This is a genomic window from Spongiactinospora sp. TRM90649 (assembly GCF_029382225.1).
Taxonomy (GTDB): Bacteria; Actinomycetota; Actinomycetes; order Streptosporangiales; family Streptosporangiaceae; genus Spongiactinospora.
Genome location: NZ_JARLTC010000010.1, coordinates 240,395 through 258,074 on the forward strand (window position 1 = coordinate 240,395; position 17,680 = coordinate 258,074).

Genomic DNA, 17,680 nt, shown 5'->3' on the forward strand with positions numbered 1-17,680 from the left:
GGGGGGAGTGCGTCACTCCCGGCGCGCGTAGGCGCCGATACCGGACTCAAGCGCGGTGAACGCCGTGACGGCCTGCGCGCGGATGCCGGGCACGATCGCGTCCAGCGCCTCACCGGCGAGCTTCCGCTCGACCGCCGAGCCGGTCAGCACCCGGAGCACGCCGCAGATCTGGGCGGCGACCAGCCGCGGCCTCGTCCACCGCCCGCCGCTGCTCTTCCTGGACGAACCCACCACCGGACTCGACCCGCAGAGCCGCGCCGAGCTGTGGGACCACATCCGCCGCCTGCGCGAGGAGCAGGGCATGACCGTCTTCCTGAGCACCCACTACCTCGACGAGGCCGACGCGCTGTGCGACCGCCTGCTGGTCATCCACCGGGGAGGCATCCTCGCCGAGGGCACGTCCGCCGAACTGAAGGACCGCGTATCCCGCGATCCCGGTGCCCCGCCGCCCACCCTCGACGCGGCGTTCCTGGCGATCACCGGCACCGCGATCGACGCGGAGGGCTGAGCCGATGGAATCCGCCCTGACCGCCGTCCGTGACACCTGGACGGTGTTCCGCCACAATCTGCGCGTCACCCTGAAGGCCCGGGCAGGCATCCTGTTCGGCGCGGCCCAGCCGGTGCTGTTCCTGGTGCTGTTCGGGCCGCTGTTCCAGACCATCGGCACCTGGGAGACCCTGGTGCCCGGCCTGATCGTGCAACTCGCGCTGTTCAGCGCAGGGCTGTCCGGCTTCGGCATCGTCTTCGACGCCAGGTTCGGCGTCCTCGACCGGCTGCGGGCCACCCCCGCGAGCCGGGCGTCGCTGCTGTTCGGCCGGGTGCTGGGCAACTCGGCCACGCTGCTCCTCCAGACGGTGCCGCTGGTGGCGCTGGGCTACGCGTTCGGGATGCGCGCCCCGCTGGGCGGGGCGCTGCTCGCCCTGGTGGTGGTGAGCGTCCTCGGGATCGGCCTGGCCGCGGTGTCCTACGCCATCGCCCTGGTCATCGACGAGAACGCGTTCGCCCCCGTGATGAGCACGGCCGTGCTGCCGCTGACACTGCTGTCCGGCGCGTTCCTGCCGATGGCGATGGCCCCGCCCTGGCTGGACGCGCTCTCCCGACTGACCCCGTTCCGTTACGTCGTGGAGGCGATGCGCGAGCTGTTCGCGGGCGTCTACACCGGCGGCGTGGTCCTCACGGGCCTGGCGGTGGCGCTGATCTTCACCGCCGCGTGCACGGCCCTTGGCCTGCGGGTCTTCGGCCGATCCCAGGGCTGACAGATTTCCTTGACCGCTGCGGTGCTCGCGTGAAGGTGCTCGAATTCACTAGCGTTGCCCGCATGACCGCACCGGCCAAGGCGCCGTCCACGCCTTCATCCCCCAATCACTCCGCGCACTGGCTGCCCGTGCGTCCGAGGCTCATCCTGGCCAGCGCATTCATGCTCTTCCTTGAGCTGGCGCTGATCAGGTGGACCGGATCCAACATCGTCCACCTGAGCTACTTCACCAACTTCGTGCTGCTCGGATCGTTCCTCGGCATCGGGCTCGGCTTCCTGCGCGTCGGCAGGACCAGCCGTCTGCCGTACTACTCGCCGATCACGCTGGCGCTGCTCGTCGTGATCATCCTGCTCTTCCCCGTGACCGTCGACCGCAACACCGAAGGGGTCCTGTACTGGACCAGCCTGGGCACCACCGGCCCACCGCCCTGGCTGATCCTGCCCGTGATCTTCTGCGCGGCCGCGGTGATCCTGATGGGCCCGGCCGAGCTGGTCGGGCGCTGCTTCCCCGAACTGCCCCGGCTGGAGGCCTACCGCTACGACCTGATCGGCAGCCTCACCGGCATCGTGCTGTTCACCGCGCTGTCCTTCCTCAGCGCGCCGCCCGTCGTGTGGGGCGCCATCAGCGCCGTGGCCTACGCCGCGCTGCTGTGGCCGCCGCGCCTGCTCGGCAAGATCCTCGTCGTGGTTCCCGCGCTGGTCGTGGTGGGGGCGCTCACCTCGGAGACCCTGACGGCGGGCGCGCTCTGGTCGCCGTACTACAAGGTGACCTCCGAGGTCCGCGACTACGTCGGCGTGCCCGTGATGGACATCCAGGTCAACGGCATCCCGCACCAGCAGGCCGTGCCCGCGGCCAAGCGGCTGGAGTGGGAGCGGCAGTACGGCCTGCCGTACGAACGGGCGGCCAAGCCGTCGCTCGACGACGTGCTGATCGTCGGCGCCGGCAGCGGCACCGACGTGGCCATCGCGCTCAGCAAGGGCGCCAAGAAGGTGGACGCCGTGGAGATCGACCCGCAGCTTCGCGGGCTCGGCGACCGCCACCCCGACCGTCCCTACGCCGACCCGCGGGTCACCACCCACGTCACCGACGGCCGGGCCTTCCTCGAACAGACCGGCAAGAAGTACGACCTGATCCTGTTCGCCCTGCCCGACTCGCTGACCCTCGTCTCCGGGGCCAGCTCGCTGCGGCTGGAGAGCTACCTGTTCACGCAGGAGGCCATGCGGGCCGCCCGTGACCACCTCAAGCCCGGCGGCACCTTCTCGATGTACAACTACTACCGCGAGCGCTGGCTGGTGGACCGCCTGGCCTCCACCATGCAGGCCGCCTTCGGGCACCTGCCGTGCGTCGACGTCGTCAGCGAGGCCGGTCAGCAGGCCGTGATCACCGCCGGGGTCACCCCCGACGCGCAGCTCTGCGGTCCGGGCATCTGGGCGGGGGCCGCGGCGGGCACCCCGCCGCCGTCGCACGACGACCGGCCGTTCCTCTACCTGAAGGACCGGACGATCCCGCCGATCTACATCATCACGCTCGCGCTCATCCTCATCGTGAGCCTGCTGGCGGTGCGCGCGGTGGCGGGCCCCTACCGGCGGATGGCGCCCTACGGCGACCTGTTCCTGCTCGGCGTGGGCTTCCTGCTGCTGGAGACCAAGAGCGTCACCGGGTTCGCGCTGCTGTTCGGCACCACCTGGGTGGTCAACGCGATCGTGTTCGCGGGCGTGCTGGTGGCGGTGCTCGCGGCGGTGGAGGTGACCCGCCGATTCCGTACACCACCGCTGCCGGTGATGTACGGCGTGCTGGCCGCGGGGCTGCTGCTGGCCTGGCTCGTGCCCAACTCCTGGCTGCTCGGCCTGCCCGTGCCGCTGCGCGCCGTGGTGGCCGTGGTGGTGGCGTTCCTGCCGATCTTCGCGGCCAACGTGGTGTTCGCCAAGCGGTTCGCCGACAGCGCCGACGGCACCACGTCCTTCGGCGCCAACCTGCTCGGCGCGATGGTGGGCGGATGCCTTGAGTACTTCGCGCTGCTGGTCGGTTACCAGGGCCTGCTGATCATCGCGGCCGTGATCTATCTGGGCGCGTTCCTGCTGCTGCCGAGGAAGGGCGTCGCCGCCGCTTCCTCCTCCTAGCGACGGGTCCCGGCCGCCCTCTGGGCGGCCGGGACATCGCCGTCAGAGCCCGCAGACCTCGTCGAGGTCCTTGGCGCCCTGGCCGTTCTTGGTCGGCGTCTGCGTGGGCGTCGCGGCCTTGTCCGGCGTCGGGGTGTCGGACGGGCGGGGCGACTCGGTGACGCCGGGCGACGTCGTGACGTTCGCCGCCAAGGCCCGGCGGGGCTGCGTGGAGTTGCGCAGCGACGTGGCCACCGTGCGCCGCAGCTTGACCCAGTCCACATTGCCCGGCCAGAACGCCGGAGGCACGAACTGGGTGCTGGTGATCTTGGCGCCTCTGACCTTCAGCGCCAGCTCCGCCAGGTGTTCGAGCAGCTCGCGGGGGATGTCGGTGCTGGCCAGCCGCTTGGTGGCGCTGGCGATCTTGTTGAAGTTGGCGAGCACCACGCTGGGGGTCGCCTGCTGGGCGAACGCCCCGATGACACATCGCTGGCGGGCCATCCGGGAGTAGTCGTCGCTGTCCACCCGGGAGCGGCCGTACCAGAGCGTCTCCTCGCCGGAGAGCCTGCGGTAACCGGCCTTGATGGTGCCCGCGGTGCCGAAGTGGCCGCCCCACTTGATGTCCTGCTGGACGCGGATCTTCAGGCCGCCGATGGCGTCCACCAGGTCGGCGAAGCCGTACATGTTGACCAGCGCGTAGTAGTCGATCTTGAAGCCCAGGGTGTGCCCGATCGCCTCCTTCAGCGCGCGGGGGCCCTGGTGCTTGGCGCCCATGATCTGCGGGTTGTCCTCGGCGTACTGCCAGACCTCGTTGAGCAGGCCGCCGTTGGGCTGCTCGGCCAGGAAGCCGTTCGGGAACTGCCTGGCGAGCGCGGTGCCCGGGGGGAACCGTACGTGCTGCAGGTTGCGGGGCAGGCTGAACATCACCGTGTTGCCGGTCTTCACGTGCACGCTGGCCACGGTCATGCTGTCGGTGCGCACACCGGTCCGGTTGCCCGCCGCGTCACCGCCGACCAGCAGGAAGTTCACCCGCTCCCGGCCGTTCCACGGGTCCTCCTCCTTGATCGGCACGGTGGTGCCCTCGTGGTTGGACCGGAAGATCGAGTTCACGGTTTCGCGGGCCTCGATGACGGTGCCGGCGACGAGCGCGAACGGCGTGATCACCGTCACGCACAGCACGCCCACGGCGATGCCGGACACGATCTGGCCGCCGCTGTTGAGCCGGTCGGGCTTGAGCGTGATGTAGGAGAACAGCACCAGCAGGAACCAGGCGAGCGCGCCGACCCCGGCCAGTACGGAGGCGGTCAGCAGGGTGCTGTCGCGGACGGCGAGTCCGGGGTTGTGCCAGGTGGCGATGCCGAAGGCCAGGCCGCCGAGCAGCACCAGCACGAAGGCGCCGAGCAGGATGTATCCGGGGCGGCGCCGTCCGGCGCGCAGGTGCGCGGCACCCGGCAGCAGGGCCGAGATCCCGGTCCAGCCGATGACCGAAGCGGCGCTCATCCGCCTGGCGAACTTGGGCCCCCCACCCGACCGCGACCGGCCGCCCCCACCGGTCCCGCCGGGTCCCCCCGGACGGCCAGGCCCACCGCCTCCCGGCCCCTCCGGCCCACCGGGGTGGCCGTCATCGGCCCCCTGCCCGCGCGGACGCCCAGGACCACCGGGCCGGCCCGAGCCGCTCCCGGGCCCTTCCGGCCCACTGGGGTGTGAGTGGCCGTGGCCGTCATCGGCCCCCTGGCCGCGTGAGCGTCCAGATCCGCCGGGCCCTCGCCCAGAGCCGCTTCCCGGTCCTTCCGGGCCGCCGGGGTGTGAGTGGCCGTCATCGGCCGTGCCGTCCGCTCCCCGGGCGCGTGGGCGGGCGGAGGCTTCGGGGTGTGAACGTTCCATGGCGTCCGGGCCGCCGCCGTAGGGGCCCGCGGAGCCGGTACGGGCGTTGGGGTGCTCGCGGGTGGCGTCGCCGTCCCGGACGGCCTGGCCGTCCTGGCCGGGGCGCGCGCCCGGGGCGTCGTCCGGTCCATCGCCGGGCGCGTCCCGGCGCGCCGGTCCGCGTCCCGGGGGCGGCGGACGGCGGCGCTTGGAGCCGCCAGAGGAGCCTTCCGGACGGCGCACTCGCCGCGTCCGCGGCTCCGCGGACTCGTTCTCGCCGCCGTTCCAGGGCTCGGAGGAGGCCTCCCAGGTGGTGGGAGTGGAGGCGGCGTGGGGGGCGTCGTGCCCGCCGGGGGGCGTGGCGCCGACCGCCCACATGGTGCCGGTGGCCGGTGCGTCCGTGGGCCCGTTCCCGGCCGGCGGCCGGTCCTGGTCGGCCCCGTCGCTCGGGGTCACGCGGAACTCGCCCGTGTGCGGGGGAGAAGCGCCCTGGTCGGGGGGCGGGGGGCCGGGAGCCGGGCGGGGACGACGCTGCTGGCCGGAGGCAGAACCGCGCCGGGGGCGTCGTTTCCCGCCGCCGTTCGCGGGATCCCCCGATGACTGCCCATGGCGCATCGTCACACCGCTCCCTCGTCCGTCATGTGATCCAGGCGTGGCCACCGGCCCGGCCGGGCCGGTGGCGGTCAGGCGATTGACCAGGCCAAACCTGTCTTTGGTCCCCCGTTGTACGGGAATTGCCCAGGATTCTACGCCCCATACCTGGACAACACCGACAGATGGCCAACCACCAATGAATAGCCCATTAATCTACGACGTAGTGTTTGAGGGCGCTAGCCATGTGTTGCATTGGTACGCCTTGTTCTTCTCGTAGCCCTGCCTGAACCACCGCCCGTTGTTCGGCGGCGACCCGTGATCGCGGGGCCTGCCGGGCCAGTCGCCCACCCGGGAGTGGAAGTAGTACAGGATCTGGCGGCGTGACGCCGGCACCGGGTAGGTCGCCGAGGCGGCCCGCATGAACATCCCGGCGAAGCACGTGGCCTGCAGCTCGAACCGCCTGCTCAGCGCCAGCCGTCCGCTGGAGCTGGAGGAGTCCAGGCTCTGCCGCCAGTACGAGTCGCCCAGCCCCGACAACTGCTGGACATGGTGGCCGTACTCGTGGGCCATCATGCTGATGATCGCGCCGTGCCACGGGGTGGCCTGGCCGTAGCCCTGGGAGCTGCCGGAGCCGCGCGACATCGCCGAGGTGGAGGCGTAGATCGTGGTGTTGCGCGGGCAGTAGTAGGGCACGATGCTCCCCGGCGAGGGATAGTCACCGCACGCGCCCCTGCCCGCCCTTGAGGCGATGGCGTAGCCGGGACGATGCCAGTCGATGCCCTGGCCTTCCAGGACCGGCGACCATACTTTGTCAAGGCAGCGGGACGTCTTCAGGATCAGCGCCTTGAGCTGGGCGTGGTCGTAGATGCTGGCCGACCCCCCGGGGCAGTCCACCTTGGCTAGCGCGCCCGCCCGGTAGACGCTGTTGTTCCGCAGCGACCGGTTGGCGGCGGGGCGCCGGGTCTGCGTCTGCTGCTGCCGCGAGTCGTCGTTCTCCTCGCGGGTTGAGGATCTCGTCGGCTTGCGGGTCGGGCGGTCGGTGTCGTCCGCGCTGGGCGGGGTGTAGGTGGGCAGGGCGATCGGGGACGTCGAGTCGTCGCCGACGGAGTTGACCAGCGCGGCGATCACGATGAAGAGGACGAAGAGGCCCGCGATCCCGCCGAGGATCCCGGCGACCACGGCCAGGCCGCTGCCCTTCCCGCGCCGGTTGCCCTGGTGGTAACGGGGCGGCGGATAGGGCGGGCCGCCGTACGGGCCGGGAGGTCCCGGACGGCGATGCGGCGGCGGAGGCTGCTGATAGGGCCCGCCACCGGGCCGCCCGTACGGCGGCGGCCCGCCCTGCGGAGGCGGCGGATATCCAGGGCCGCCCTGAGACGGCGGCGGATAGGCCCCGGGCGGCGGCGCGGGATACCCCGCCCCCGGAGGCGGCGGATAACCTCCCGATCCCGGCACGGCGGCCGGGTGGCCGGAGGAGTGTCCCGTTCCTCCGAATGGCGGGGGAAACTCCGGCCCCGACGCGGGGTATCCCGGCCCTGGAGGCGGCGGGTAACCGCTCGGCTCGCCGTGTCGCGTGGGGTAGCCGGGCGATCCGTATCCGTATCCGTATCCGTATCCGTATCCGTGTCCGGGGCCGGATGGCGGGTAGTCGCCCGATGCCGGGGGCGGTGGGGGATAGGAGGCCGGGGGGTGACCGGTTCCGGCGGGCGGTGGGGGGTATTCCGGTCTGGGGGTGGGTGGCGGGTATCCGTGTCCTCCAGGGGGAGGCGACGGGGGGTATCCGGTCGCTCCGCCAGGGGCCGGATGTCCGGTGGGAGGCGGGGGATGGCCGGTGCCCGCCGGGCCGTATCCGCCGCCTTGTCCGCCGACCGCCCCCGCGTCCGGTGCGTCACCGGGGCCGTAGAGGCGGGTGTGCCGGTGCTCGCCGTCCGCGCCTTCGCCGGGCTGATGTGGCGGTGGAGACGAGGGAGGCGGTGGAGGATACTGTCCGTTGACTGCCAAGCTGTCTCCCCCTTACCCCGATTGTCCGACCCTGGCCTCGCAAGCCGGACCTTTACCAAATTTGGGGCAGAAGCATACTGATTTATCACCCGTCACGGATGTAGCCCTGATCGGTTACGCAGGGAAATCACACGAGGTGATCTCCGCAATGTGCAGGACCGATCCGGTTCCGGTGTCCTAGCTTCGAAGCATGAATCTGCAGCAGCTCCGCTACGTGGTGGCGACGGCGGAGCACCGCACCATGACAGACGCCGCCAGATCGCTCTACATCGCGCAACCTGCGCTTTCCCGTGCGATCCGGGACTTGGAGCGTGAACTCGGAATGACCCTGTTCGCGCGCTCCGGCCGTGGCGTGGTCGTCACGGCCCAGGGGCGCCGGGTCGTCAAACTCGCAAGGGAGGCATTAGACGCGGTACATGAGATCGAGTCGCTCGCCGGTCACGGCCGCTCGGCCGACACGGAGCTCCGGATCGCCTCGACCCCGACACTGGAGCCGGGGCTCGCCGGGCGGCTGCTGCCCGCGTACAACGAGCGGAACCCCGCCGTGCGCGTGCACATCGTGCGCTGCGACGGCCGCGACGCCGTGGTGAGCGCCATCAGGGACCAGCGGGCCGATCTTGGCCTGACCGACCTGCCGGTCCCGACCGACCTGATCAGTCATCCGCTGGAGCGCCAGGAGATCGTGCTCATCTCGGCTCCCGGCCTGGAACTCCCCGACACGGTGCCGATGGCCCGGCTGACCGGTATGCGGCTGGTGCTCCCTCCCAAGGGCAGCACCCGGCGCAGGGAGTTCGACGCGATGTTCGCCAAGTTCGGCGTGCGGCCGGTGACCGCAGCCGAGACCGACGAACGCGGCGGTGCGATGGCTCAAGTCCGTGCGGGAGTGGGTTCCCTGCTCGGTTACCGGGCGATGACGGAGACGGCGCTGCGGGCCGGGCTGGTGATCCGGTCGTTGGACCCACCCGTCAGGCGGGTGATCGCCATCGTGCACGCCCGTCGTCGCCTCCCGCTGATCGTCCAGGACTTCCTGACGCTCGCCGAGGGAGGCACCGCGGCCTAGAGCCGCGTCGTCCAGTCAGCCGGGAGCGTTCCAAGCGCTCACGACATTCGAAAGCCGGTGCCGGGTGGGGCGGCACCGCCGGCGGCTCCGCTCCGAGGTGACGATTCCCTCAGTGGGCGTAGAGCATGACACCCTGCGAGCGGCCCACGTGGCCGCCAGGCGCCCGTACGGGCGATCCGCGGCCCGGGGAACCTCGGCGTTCCCGTCCAGGCCCGCGTTCTCCTCCAGCGACTTCAGCGTCCTCCGGCCGGGCCCGTGCGCGTCCGGGGACGGCGCACGCCCTCCGGCGGGCTCGACTCCGGCCCCGTGGGCGGGGCCGCGCTCAGCGGGAGCCGTACCACCGCGCGCAGGCCGGGCGTCTCTCCCGGCGGGTCGCCGTGCTGAAGCCCGGCGTCCTCCAGATGGACGCTCCCGTCGTGGGCGCGGACGGTCTCCCGGACGATCGCCAGGCCCAGGCCCGCGCCGCCCTCGTCGCGGCTGCGGGCGCTGTCCAGGCGGGTGAAACGGTCGAAGACGCGCTCGCGATCGGCCTCGGGGATGCCCGGCCCGTCGTCCGTCACGGTCAGGACGGCCGCCGCGCCCTCGGGCCGCAGCCGCACCGTCACCACGGAGCGGGCGTGGCGCACCGCGTTGTCCACCAGGTTGGTCAGCACCCGGCCCAGGTCCAGGGCGTCACCGGTGACGAAGACCGGGCCGGGAGGCACCTCGCAGGCGACCGTCATCGGGTTGTCGGCGTAGCGTTCGACGCCCTGGCGCACCAGTTCGTCGAGTTCGACCGGTTCACGCCGGGCCGGGATGCCGCCGCGCTCGTCCAGGCGGGCCAGCGCCAGCAGGTCCTCGGCCAGGCGGGACAGGCGCATGGCGTCTTCCAGCACGCCCTCGGCGGTCTCGCGCCACTCCTGGCCCTCGGGGTGCCCGAGGGCGACCTCCAGTTGCAGGCGGATGCTGGCCAGCGGACTGCGCAGCTCGTGGGCGGCGTCGGAGACCAGGGACCGCTGGCGGGCGTCGGCGGCCTCCAGCCGGGCGAGCATGTCGTTGAGGGTCCTGGCCAGGCTGTGCACCTCGTCGTGGGCCTCGGGGACCGGCAGCCGCCGGGCGCGGGCCGTACCGGTGATCTCGGCCGCGCCCCGGCGCAGCGCGGAGATGGGCCGCAGCGTGCCGCCGACGATCATCCAGCTCACCGCGGCCAGCAGCACCACCAGCAGGGGGGTGCCGAACAGCAGCACCTGCGCGGCGGCGGCCAGGGTCTTCTCCACCTCGGCGTAGGAGCGGGCGGCGATCACCACCTGGCCATGGTCGGCGGCGCGGGCCACGACCCGCAGCCGCCCGGGGATGCCGTACGGCCGGCCGTCCAGGTAGCGCGCCTGATCGGACCGGATCGCCTCGGCCCGCTCCTGACGGCCGAGCAGCGGCACCAGCCGGTCGGTGCCGATGGTGGCGTGCACGATCCGGCCGCCGGAGTCGATCACCTGGATCAGCGTGCCGTCGGGGTTGCTCAGCTCCAGGGGCAGGCGCCCGGCGTCGGCGTCGGCGCGGACCCGGTCGGCCCGCCGCATGGCCGACTCGTCGATGGTCGCCGTCAGCGACCGGTCGAGGACGCCGATGAGCACCCACGCCGAGGCGGCGAGCGCCGCGGCCAGCACCGCGGAGGCCGCGGCGGTGACCCGGAAGCGCACGCCCTTGCGCCGCCACCAGCGGGCGGCGGGCCACCGCTCAGCCGCCATCGCCGGCCAGCCGGTATCCGGCGCCGCGCACGGTCTGCAGCGCGGATCTGCCGAACGGGACGTCGACCTTGCGCCGCAGGTAGCCGACGTAGACCTCGACCACGTTGGGGTCGGTGTCGAAGGTGTCCCAGACGTGTTCGAGGATCTCGCTCTTGGAGACCACCTCGTCGCGGTGCCGCAGCAGGAACTCCAGCAGGGCGAACTCACGCGGGGTCAGGTCGATCTCGGTGTCGCCCCGAGCGACCCGGCGGCGGGCCGGGTCGAGCTCCAGGTCGCCCGCGCTCAGCACGGCGGGACGGCGGCCCGCGCCGCGCCGCAGCAGGGCGCGCAGCCGGGCGACCAGCACCACGTAGGAGAACGGCTTGGTGAGGTAGTCGTCGGCGCCCAGGTCGAGGCCGTCGGCCATGTCGTACTCGCCGTCCTTGGCGGACAGCATCAGGATCGGCACCCAGTTCTCCTCGGCGCGCAGCGTCTTGCAGACGTTGTAGCCGGAGATCCTCGGCAGCATGATGTCCAGGACGACGACGTCGTATTCGCCCTGCCTGGCCATGTGCAGGCCGTCCTCGCCGTCGTGCGCGATGTCCACGGCGAAGCCCTCGGCCGAGAGCCCCCGTTGCAGCGCGGCGGCCATCCGTCGTTCGTCCTCGACCACGAGAACCCGCATCGGCCCGATCCTCCTTCGCGAGTGTGTCCTCCCATCCTGGTCAACGCACCTGAGACCGGGCTGAGAGCGCTGAGACGGCTCTCAGGCTGAGACACCTCTCAGTGCGTCTCAGCTTGGGCACAGCGACGAACCCGCAGTCTTCCATGTGTCCGGCCACCGTTCATGGCCGGGGACATACGGTTAAGGAGTGATATGTCGTCTAACGTTCACGACACGGGACCGCCGAGCCGGCCCCGTCAGGCACGAGGCCGCGCCGTGAGGTGGGGCGTCCCGATCGCCGCGCTGGCCGTGATCGCCGCCGCCGTGGGAACCGGGCCGGTCATCGCCGCGGTGCAGGGCGATCCGGCGCTGCCCGAGCGGACGGCCGAGCAACTGCTCGCCGACGTGGCCCGCTCCGGCCTCTCCGGCGGGATGCCGCCGATGTCGGGCACCGTCCTGCAGACCTCCTCCCTGGGGCTTCCGGCGCTGCCCGCGGGCACCACCGACCCCGCCTCGCCGCTGTCGCTGCTGAGCGGGGCGCACGAGGTCAAGGTCTGGTACGGCGGCGCCGACCGCCAGCGGATCGCGCTGCTCGGCAGGATGAGCGAGAGCAACCTGATCAGGAACGGCGACCAGGTGTGGCTGTACGAGAGCTCCGGCAACACCGCGACCCGGCTGAAGATCGCCGACTCCCTGCTGCGCGAGCACGGGAACCTCGCGACGCCGCCGACGGCCAAGGCCGTGCCCACCGACCTGACCCCGCAGGCCTTCGCCGCGCAGGCGATCGACGCGATCGACGACCAGACCACGATCGGCGTCAGCAGCGACGTGAAGGTCGCCGACCGCCCGGCCTACCAGCTCACCCTCGCCCCCAAGTCGGCCGACTCCCTGGTCAAGGAGATCAGGATCGCGCTCGACGGTGAGAACCGCGTCCCGCTGCGCTTCCAGGTCTACGCCAAGGACTCCATCGAGCCCGCCTTCGAGTTCGGCTACACCTCGGTGACCTTCACCCCGCCCGCTCCGGAGAACTTCACATTCACCCCGCCCGCGGGCGCGAAGGTCCAGGAGCGGACGATCGGTGAGCGGGAGCTGGCCGAGGCCGCCAAGGGGCTGGGCGAGGACGACGCGCACGCCGGCTCCCTCCCTGAGGGGCTCACCGTCCAGGGCGACGGCTGGACCAGCGTCGCCGTCATGCGGGTGAGCCCGGGCGACCTGCAAGGCCGGGGCGGCGAGGGCGACGCGAACAACGTCGCCCAGTCGGTGCTGTCGGCGGCCAAGCAGGTCAGCGGCCCCTGGGGCAGCGGCAGGCTGGTGCGGACCAAGCTGATCACCGTCCTGCTGACCGACGACGGCAGGATGCTGGCCGGCGCGGTCCGCCCGGAGGTCCTCTACGAGGCGGCCGGCCGGAAGTGAGCACGATGACGCCAGGAGACGCTCCGCTCCTGGCGGGGGAACGCGACCTCGCGGGCACGGCGCACGTGCCCGCGGGGGACCGCGTCGAGGGTTCACCGGCCCCGGGGACGCCCCGGTCGGCACCCCTGCCCCCCGGCCAGGCAACGACGGACTACGCGATCGTCACCGAAGGACTGACCAAGCGCTTCCGTGGCGGGCAGGTCGCCGTGAACGGCCTGAACCTGGCCGTGCCGCGCGGCGCGGTCTACGGATTCCTCGGCCCCAACGGGTCGGGCAAGACCACCACGATCAGGATGCTGCTCGGCCTGGTCGCGCCGACCGAGGGCGGCTGTGAGGTGCTGGGCCACACGATGCCCGGCGGCCTGGCCGAGGCGCTGCCCAGGGTGGGCGCGCTCGTGGAGGGACCGGCCTTCTATCCCTATCTCAGCGGCGAGGCCAACCTGCGCAGGTTCGACGCGGCCGACCCGTACTCCGACCGGCGCACGGCGCGCGAGCGGATCGGCGCGGCGCTGGATCGCGTGGGGCTGTCGGCCGCGGCCGGTAAGCGCTACCGCGCCTACTCCCTCGGCATGCGCCAGCGGCTGGCCATCGCGGCCGCGCTGCTCGGGCCGCGGGAGCTGCTGATCCTGGACGAGCCGACCAACGGGCTGGACCCGGCGAGCACCCGCGAGGTCCGCGCGCTGGTGCGGCAGGTCGCCGCCGGGGGCACCACCGTGTTCGTGTCCTCGCACCTGCTCACCGAGGTCGAGCAGATGTGCACCCACGTGGGCGTGATGCGGGCCGGTCACCTGGTCGCCGACGGGCCCATCGAGGAACTGCGGGCCGGGCGCGAGGCGCGGATCCGGGTCGAGACGCCCGACGTGGAGAAGGCGGCGGCGGTGCTGGGCTCGATCGGGCTGACGGACGTGCGCGCCGGGGAGGGGGAGGCGAGCGCCGTCCTGGGCGACGGGCGGCCCGACCGCGTGTGCGCCGACCTGGTCGCGGCGGACGTGGCCGTGCACGGCCTGGCCGTCGTGCGGCCGAGCCTTGAGGACGTTTTCGTCGGCCTCACCGGGGAGGGCTTCGATGTCGATGGTTGACGCTCAGACCGTTCCGCGCACGGCCACGGACGCCGCGCCGGCGCAAGACCCGTCCGTGGCGTCCGTGACGCCCGCCCGGCGCTCGCGCGGGGGGACGTGGCGCCTGCTGGCCTCGGAGCTGGGGCTGACCTTCCGCAGGCCGCGCAACCTGGCGATGCTCGCCGTGCTGGCCTGCGTCCCGGTGCTGATCGGCGTGGTGCTGCGGATGATCGGCGCGGAGGGCGCCGACGACGCCATGATCTCGATGGTCGCGGGCAACGGCCTGGTCCTCACGTTCGCCTCGCTGTTCGTCCTGGTGCCGCTGCTGCTGCCGCTGGCCGTGGCGGTCGTCGCCGGGGACGCCATCGCGGGCGAGTCGGCCATCGGGACGCTGCGCTACCTGCTCACCGCCCCGGTGGGCCGGACCAGGCTGCTACTGGTCAAGTACGCCAACGCGGCGCTCTACGGCCTGGCCGCCAGCGCCGTGATCGCGCTTTCCGCGCTGGTGACCGGGCTGGCGCTGTTCCCGGCCGGACCGGTGACGCTGCTGTCGGGCACCACGATCACGATGGCCGAGGGGCTGCTGCGGGTGCTGGTCGTGGTGGCCTACGTGGGCGCTGGGATGGCGGCGCTGGCCGCGGTGGCGCTGGCGCTCTCCACGCTGACGGAGGTGCCGATCGGGGCGATCGCGGCCACCGCCGTGATCCTGGTCGTCGTTCAGGTCCTGGCCGCGATCCCGCAGCTCGAACCGGTCCAGCCGTACCTGCTGACCTCGTGGCTGGGCGCCTTCGACGGCGTGCTGCGCGATCCGATGGTCACCGGCGAGATGGCCCAGGGCCTGCTGGTGTTCGGCTGTTACATCGTGGTGGCCGGCTCGGTCGCCTGGGCGCGCTTCAGCGGGCGCGACGTCACGGCCTGACCGGCCGGGGGCCCGGGCGCGCACGCGCCCGGGCCCGGTGGGGTCAGGAACGCGGGCGGCGCAGGCCGAACAGGCCGATCACCGTGCCGATCGCCCCGGCGGCGATGCCCACGCCCGCCAGGACGCGCGCGGTGGTGTCGGAACCCGCCTGCGGCGACCCGGCCGCCACCGCGGACACCTGCGCGGACACCTGGGGCGCGGCGGCCGCCGAGGGGGAGGCCGCCGCGGACGGGGTGGCGTCGCCGTGGCCGCCGCCCGCCGCCGGGACCAGCTTGAGCACCGGCGCGGGCCGCTCCGGCTCGGTGCCGTCGGCGGTGGGCTCGTCGTCCCACTTGACGACCTCGCCGGTGGAGTAGGTCTGGACCGCCGGGAAGACGAGCCGGTCGGTGTCGCTGGGGATGAAGCCCATCGAGACCTCGAACTCCTGGAACTGGCCGGACTCGATCTTCCCGCCGGACCAGGTGATCTTCGTGACCGCCTCCTTGATCTCGCCGTGCTCGGTGGTGACGGGCTTTTCGAGCTTGCTCTCGGTGACCTTCACCTGCCAGCCGCCGACCGGCCGTACCGAGACGAACGCGAGCGGGTGATCCTTGGGCAGGTTCACCTCCACCTGGGTGGTGGCGGCGTCGTCGCGCTCGTTCGGCACCCGGAAGGCGACCTTGGTGAACCCGCCCTGCTCGGCGGTACCGGGGTTGACGGTGACGTGGGCGAGCGCGGGCACGGCCAGGCCGATGGCGAGCGCGGTGGTGGCGGCGGCGACGGTGGCGGCGCTGCGCAGCAGATGTGACATGGGGTTTCTCCACTTTCGGACGTGAACGGGCACGCCTGAGGGCACGCCGGCCCTCAGGCGTGGACATGCGGGACCGCCGGACGGCCCCGCGTGATCAGCGGACGGTCCGGGTGACTCCGGTGACGGTTCCGGTGGTTACGGAAGAGCGGTCAGCGGGCGGGGGAGTGGAGGACCCCGCCGGGTGACCGTGCCACGGAGCGTCGCGCCGTGACGGGGCAGGACCCGCGGCCGGTCGGCCGGGAGCCGGACGGCGGGCGGCGGCTCCGCGATGAGCGGCCCGACGAGCAGCCGCGCCGCGACCGCCGAGCCCGCGCGGCGCGCGGTGACGGCCAGGTGGCGCAGCAGCGACCACAGCGCCGACTCGCCCCGGGCCAGCCACAGCCCGGTGATCAGCGAGGCGGTCAGGTGGGCGGTGAGCATCCCGATGCTCGCCCCGCCCGGCGAGGGCACGTGCCCGTGGGCCGCGTCGAGTGGCTGCGGGCCGTAGGAGATGTCGAGCCCGAGCAGCCCGTGCGGGGTCAGCGAGGAGGACGCGCCGGAGGCCAGCGAGAACAGCTCGTGCAGGCCGAGCTGGAGGACCATCAGGACCGGGATGATGGTGGTCGCCCGCCGTTCGCGGCCGGCCAGTGCCAGCGCGGCGAGGAGGGCCCCGCCGCCGCCCGCCCCCATCGCCCACGGAACGGGGCCCGCGCCGCCCGCCAGCCGGTGGCCGAGGGCGGCGAGAAGCACACAGACGGCGGAGAACGCCGCCGCCCGCGTGAGACGGAGGGGTAACTGGGCGCGCATGCGAGAGCAATGGTCTCACGCCGGGCCCCTGGCCGCCTCCCCCAACCGACAGGCCGTGAGATGTCCGCTATGGACGGACATCGACTAATGGAGCATGGCTTCGCGGGAGTGGATGACCTTCGCGAGCATTGTCGCTAGGGTTGCGGCGACCGTTGATTCCGATTCGCGATACCGATCCGAGTCGTGCCCGGCATGACGGGGCGCTAGGTGGTGGACATGCGGCATTTCCTGGGCCTTCTTCTCGGGGTGGTGGTCACCGCGGCGATCCTGGCCGGGGCCGGCTGGGCCGCCGAGCGGGCGATGGGGCAGGCGGCGACGCCGGCCACCGCCTCCGGCGCCCCGTTGTGGATCGCGCTGGGCATCATGGCCGCGGTCGGGCTGATCGTCGGGCTGGTCGTCGCCGGACGGGTCTCACCGCTGGCCACGTTCGTCCCCTCGCTGGTGCTGCTGGCCTGGACGGTGGTCTACGCGCTCGACGTGACCCGGGCCGTCTCCCTGATCCCCGACGATCCCACCATGCACGAACTGCTGCTGCGGGCCGGGGCGGGCGACCGGATCCTGCTCACCACGGGCGTGTTCGCGCTGCTCGGGGTGCTGCTGTTCATCCCGGTGCTGCTGCCCTCGCGGTGGGTGAGCGAGCGGGAGCCCGACGAGGACGAGGGCTATGAGGAGTCGGCCGAGCAGGGCTACTACTGACCGGTGTAGAGGCGGGCCACCACGTCCTCGATGGACGACTCCTCGGGCGCGGTGGCGCGCAGGTCCTCGACGGTGCCGTCGAAGGCCAGCCGTCCGTGGTCGATGAGCATCACCCGGCGGCACAGCCGCTCGATGTCGCCCATATCGTGGGTGGTCAGCAGCACGGTGGTGCCGCGCTCGGCGTTGAGCGAGCCGAGGAACCCGCGCATGGCCGCCTTGCTGACCACGTCCAGGCCGATGGTCGGCTCGTCCAGGATCAGGACCTCGGGATCGTGCAGCAGCGCGGCGGTGATGTCGCCGCGCATCCGCTGGCCCAGGCTGAGCTGGCGGACGGGGGTGCGGAGGAAGGCGTCGAGGCCGAGCAGTTCGGTGAGCTCGTCCAGGCGTTTCCGGAACGCCACCCGATCTACTTTGTAAAGGTGTCGGACCAGTTCAAAGCTATCGGTCAGCGGCAGATCCCACCACAGCGTCGTCCGCTGCCCGAAGACCACGCCGATCCGCCGGGCGAGCGCGGTGCGCCGCCGCGCCGGGTCGAGTCCGGCCACCCGCACGCGCCCGCCGGTCGGGGCCAGGATGCCGGTGAGCATCTTGATCGTCGTGGACTTCCCGGCGCCGTTGGGCCCCAGGTAGCCGACGAAATCCCCGGCCGCCACGGTGAACGACAGGTCGCGCACGGCGTGGACCACCCGCCGCTCGCGGCGCAGCGGCCCGACCCGTTTGCTGACCGTGAAGGTACGCGCCACCTCGTGGACGTCGATCATCGCGGACTCGGCCGTCATCG

General features: G+C 72.5%; 15 protein-coding genes. 8 read left to right on the top strand and 7 right to left on the bottom strand.

Going from position 1 to position 17,680, the window contains the following annotated elements; translation table 11 throughout:
* Window positions 1-55: 55 nt before the first annotated feature.
* From P3X83_RS14930 to P3X83_RS14940, 3 genes are all read left to right on the top strand, one after another.
* On the top strand, window positions 56-508 hold the full coding sequence (locus tag P3X83_RS14930) for an AAA family ATPase (protein ID WP_346742711.1): 453 nt from the start codon (window positions 56-58) through the stop codon (window positions 506-508).
* A 4-nt stretch (window positions 509-512) separates the two neighbouring features.
* Window positions 513-1,256: an ABC transporter permease gene (locus P3X83_RS14935; RefSeq protein WP_277305632.1), complete on the top strand. Its 744-nt coding sequence runs from the start codon at window positions 513-515 to the stop codon at window positions 1,254-1,256.
* A 62-nt stretch (window positions 1,257-1,318) separates the two neighbouring features.
* Complete coding sequence (locus tag P3X83_RS14940; RefSeq protein WP_277305633.1) at window positions 1,319-3,376, top strand: spermidine synthase; 2,058 nt, start codon at window positions 1,319-1,321, stop codon at window positions 3,374-3,376.
* 42 nt (window positions 3,377-3,418) lie between these two features.
* Here the strand turns inward: P3X83_RS14940 and P3X83_RS14945 are convergent, their stop codons facing one another.
* Both P3X83_RS14945 and P3X83_RS14950 read right to left on the bottom strand, forming a co-directional pair.
* Window positions 3,419-4,855 (bottom strand): LCP family protein, encoded by a 1,437-nt coding sequence (locus P3X83_RS14945; RefSeq protein WP_277305634.1) that lies wholly within the window; start codon window positions 4,853-4,855, stop codon window positions 3,419-3,421.
* A 1,170-nt stretch (window positions 4,856-6,025) separates the two neighbouring features.
* A complete protein-coding gene (locus P3X83_RS14950) occupies window positions 6,026-7,264 on the bottom strand; it encodes a neutral zinc metallopeptidase (protein WP_277305635.1) in 1,239 nt (412 codons plus the stop codon).
* 736 nt (window positions 7,265-8,000) lie between these two features.
* On the opposite strand from P3X83_RS14950, the gene P3X83_RS14955 reads away from it, so the two are divergent.
* Window positions 8,001-8,870 carry a LysR family transcriptional regulator gene (locus P3X83_RS14955; RefSeq protein ID WP_277305636.1) on the top strand — a complete coding sequence of 290 codons (870 nt, stop codon included), beginning with the start codon at window positions 8,001-8,003 and terminating at the stop codon, window positions 8,868-8,870.
* A 233-nt stretch (window positions 8,871-9,103) separates the two neighbouring features.
* Here the strand turns inward: P3X83_RS14955 and P3X83_RS14960 are convergent, their stop codons facing one another.
* Together P3X83_RS14960 and P3X83_RS14965 are read right to left on the bottom strand one after the other, a co-directional pair.
* Entirely contained in the window at window positions 9,104-10,594 is a 1,491-nt protein-coding gene (locus P3X83_RS14960; protein ID WP_277305637.1) for an ATP-binding protein, read from the bottom strand.
* Window positions 10,584-11,258 carry a response regulator transcription factor gene (locus tag P3X83_RS14965; RefSeq protein ID WP_277305638.1) on the bottom strand — a complete coding sequence of 225 codons (675 nt, stop codon included), beginning with the start codon at window positions 11,256-11,258 and terminating at the stop codon, window positions 10,584-10,586. The genes P3X83_RS14960 and P3X83_RS14965 overlap by 11 nt, the downstream gene beginning before the upstream one ends.
* 255 nt (window positions 11,259-11,513) lie before the next feature.
* Here P3X83_RS14965 and P3X83_RS14970 point away from each other — a divergent pair, with 255 nt between their 5' ends.
* From P3X83_RS14970 to P3X83_RS14980, 3 genes are read left to right on the top strand one after another with little or no spacing between them, the layout of a single operon-like run.
* Complete coding sequence (locus P3X83_RS14970) at window positions 11,514-12,650, top strand: DUF2092 domain-containing protein (protein WP_277305639.1); 1,137 nt, start codon at window positions 11,514-11,516, stop codon at window positions 12,648-12,650.
* A 5-nt stretch (window positions 12,651-12,655) separates the two neighbouring features.
* Window positions 12,656-13,729 carry an ABC transporter ATP-binding protein gene (locus P3X83_RS14975; RefSeq protein WP_277305640.1) on the top strand — a complete coding sequence of 358 codons (1,074 nt, stop codon included), beginning with the start codon at window positions 12,656-12,658 and terminating at the stop codon, window positions 13,727-13,729.
* On the top strand, window positions 13,716-14,627 hold the full coding sequence (locus tag P3X83_RS14980; RefSeq protein WP_277305641.1) for an ABC transporter permease: 912 nt from the start codon (window positions 13,716-13,718) through the stop codon (window positions 14,625-14,627). The genes P3X83_RS14975 and P3X83_RS14980 overlap by 14 nt, the downstream gene beginning before the upstream one ends.
* A gap of 43 nt (window positions 14,628-14,670) precedes the next feature.
* Here P3X83_RS14980 and P3X83_RS14985 read toward each other — a convergent pair whose 3' ends face one another.
* Window positions 14,671-15,417 (bottom strand): YcnI family protein, encoded by a 747-nt coding sequence (locus P3X83_RS14985; protein ID WP_277305642.1) that lies wholly within the window; start codon window positions 15,415-15,417, stop codon window positions 14,671-14,673.
* A gap of 135 nt (window positions 15,418-15,552) precedes the next feature.
* Window positions 15,553-16,203: an MFS transporter gene (locus P3X83_RS14990; RefSeq protein WP_277305643.1), complete on the bottom strand. Its 651-nt coding sequence runs from the start codon at window positions 16,201-16,203 to the stop codon at window positions 15,553-15,555.
* A gap of 216 nt (window positions 16,204-16,419) precedes the next feature.
* Here P3X83_RS14990 and P3X83_RS14995 point away from each other — a divergent pair, with 216 nt between their 5' ends.
* Window positions 16,420-16,899 carry a hypothetical protein gene (locus P3X83_RS14995; protein WP_277305644.1) on the top strand — a complete coding sequence of 160 codons (480 nt, stop codon included), beginning with the start codon at window positions 16,420-16,422 and terminating at the stop codon, window positions 16,897-16,899.
* Here the strand turns inward: P3X83_RS14995 and P3X83_RS15000 are convergent.
* Window positions 16,893-17,678, bottom strand: coding sequence for an ATP-binding cassette domain-containing protein (locus P3X83_RS15000; protein WP_277305645.1), 786 nt, complete (start codon window positions 17,676-17,678; stop codon window positions 16,893-16,895). The genes P3X83_RS14995 and P3X83_RS15000 overlap by 7 nt on opposite strands.
* Window positions 17,679-17,680: the final 2 nt, after the last annotated feature.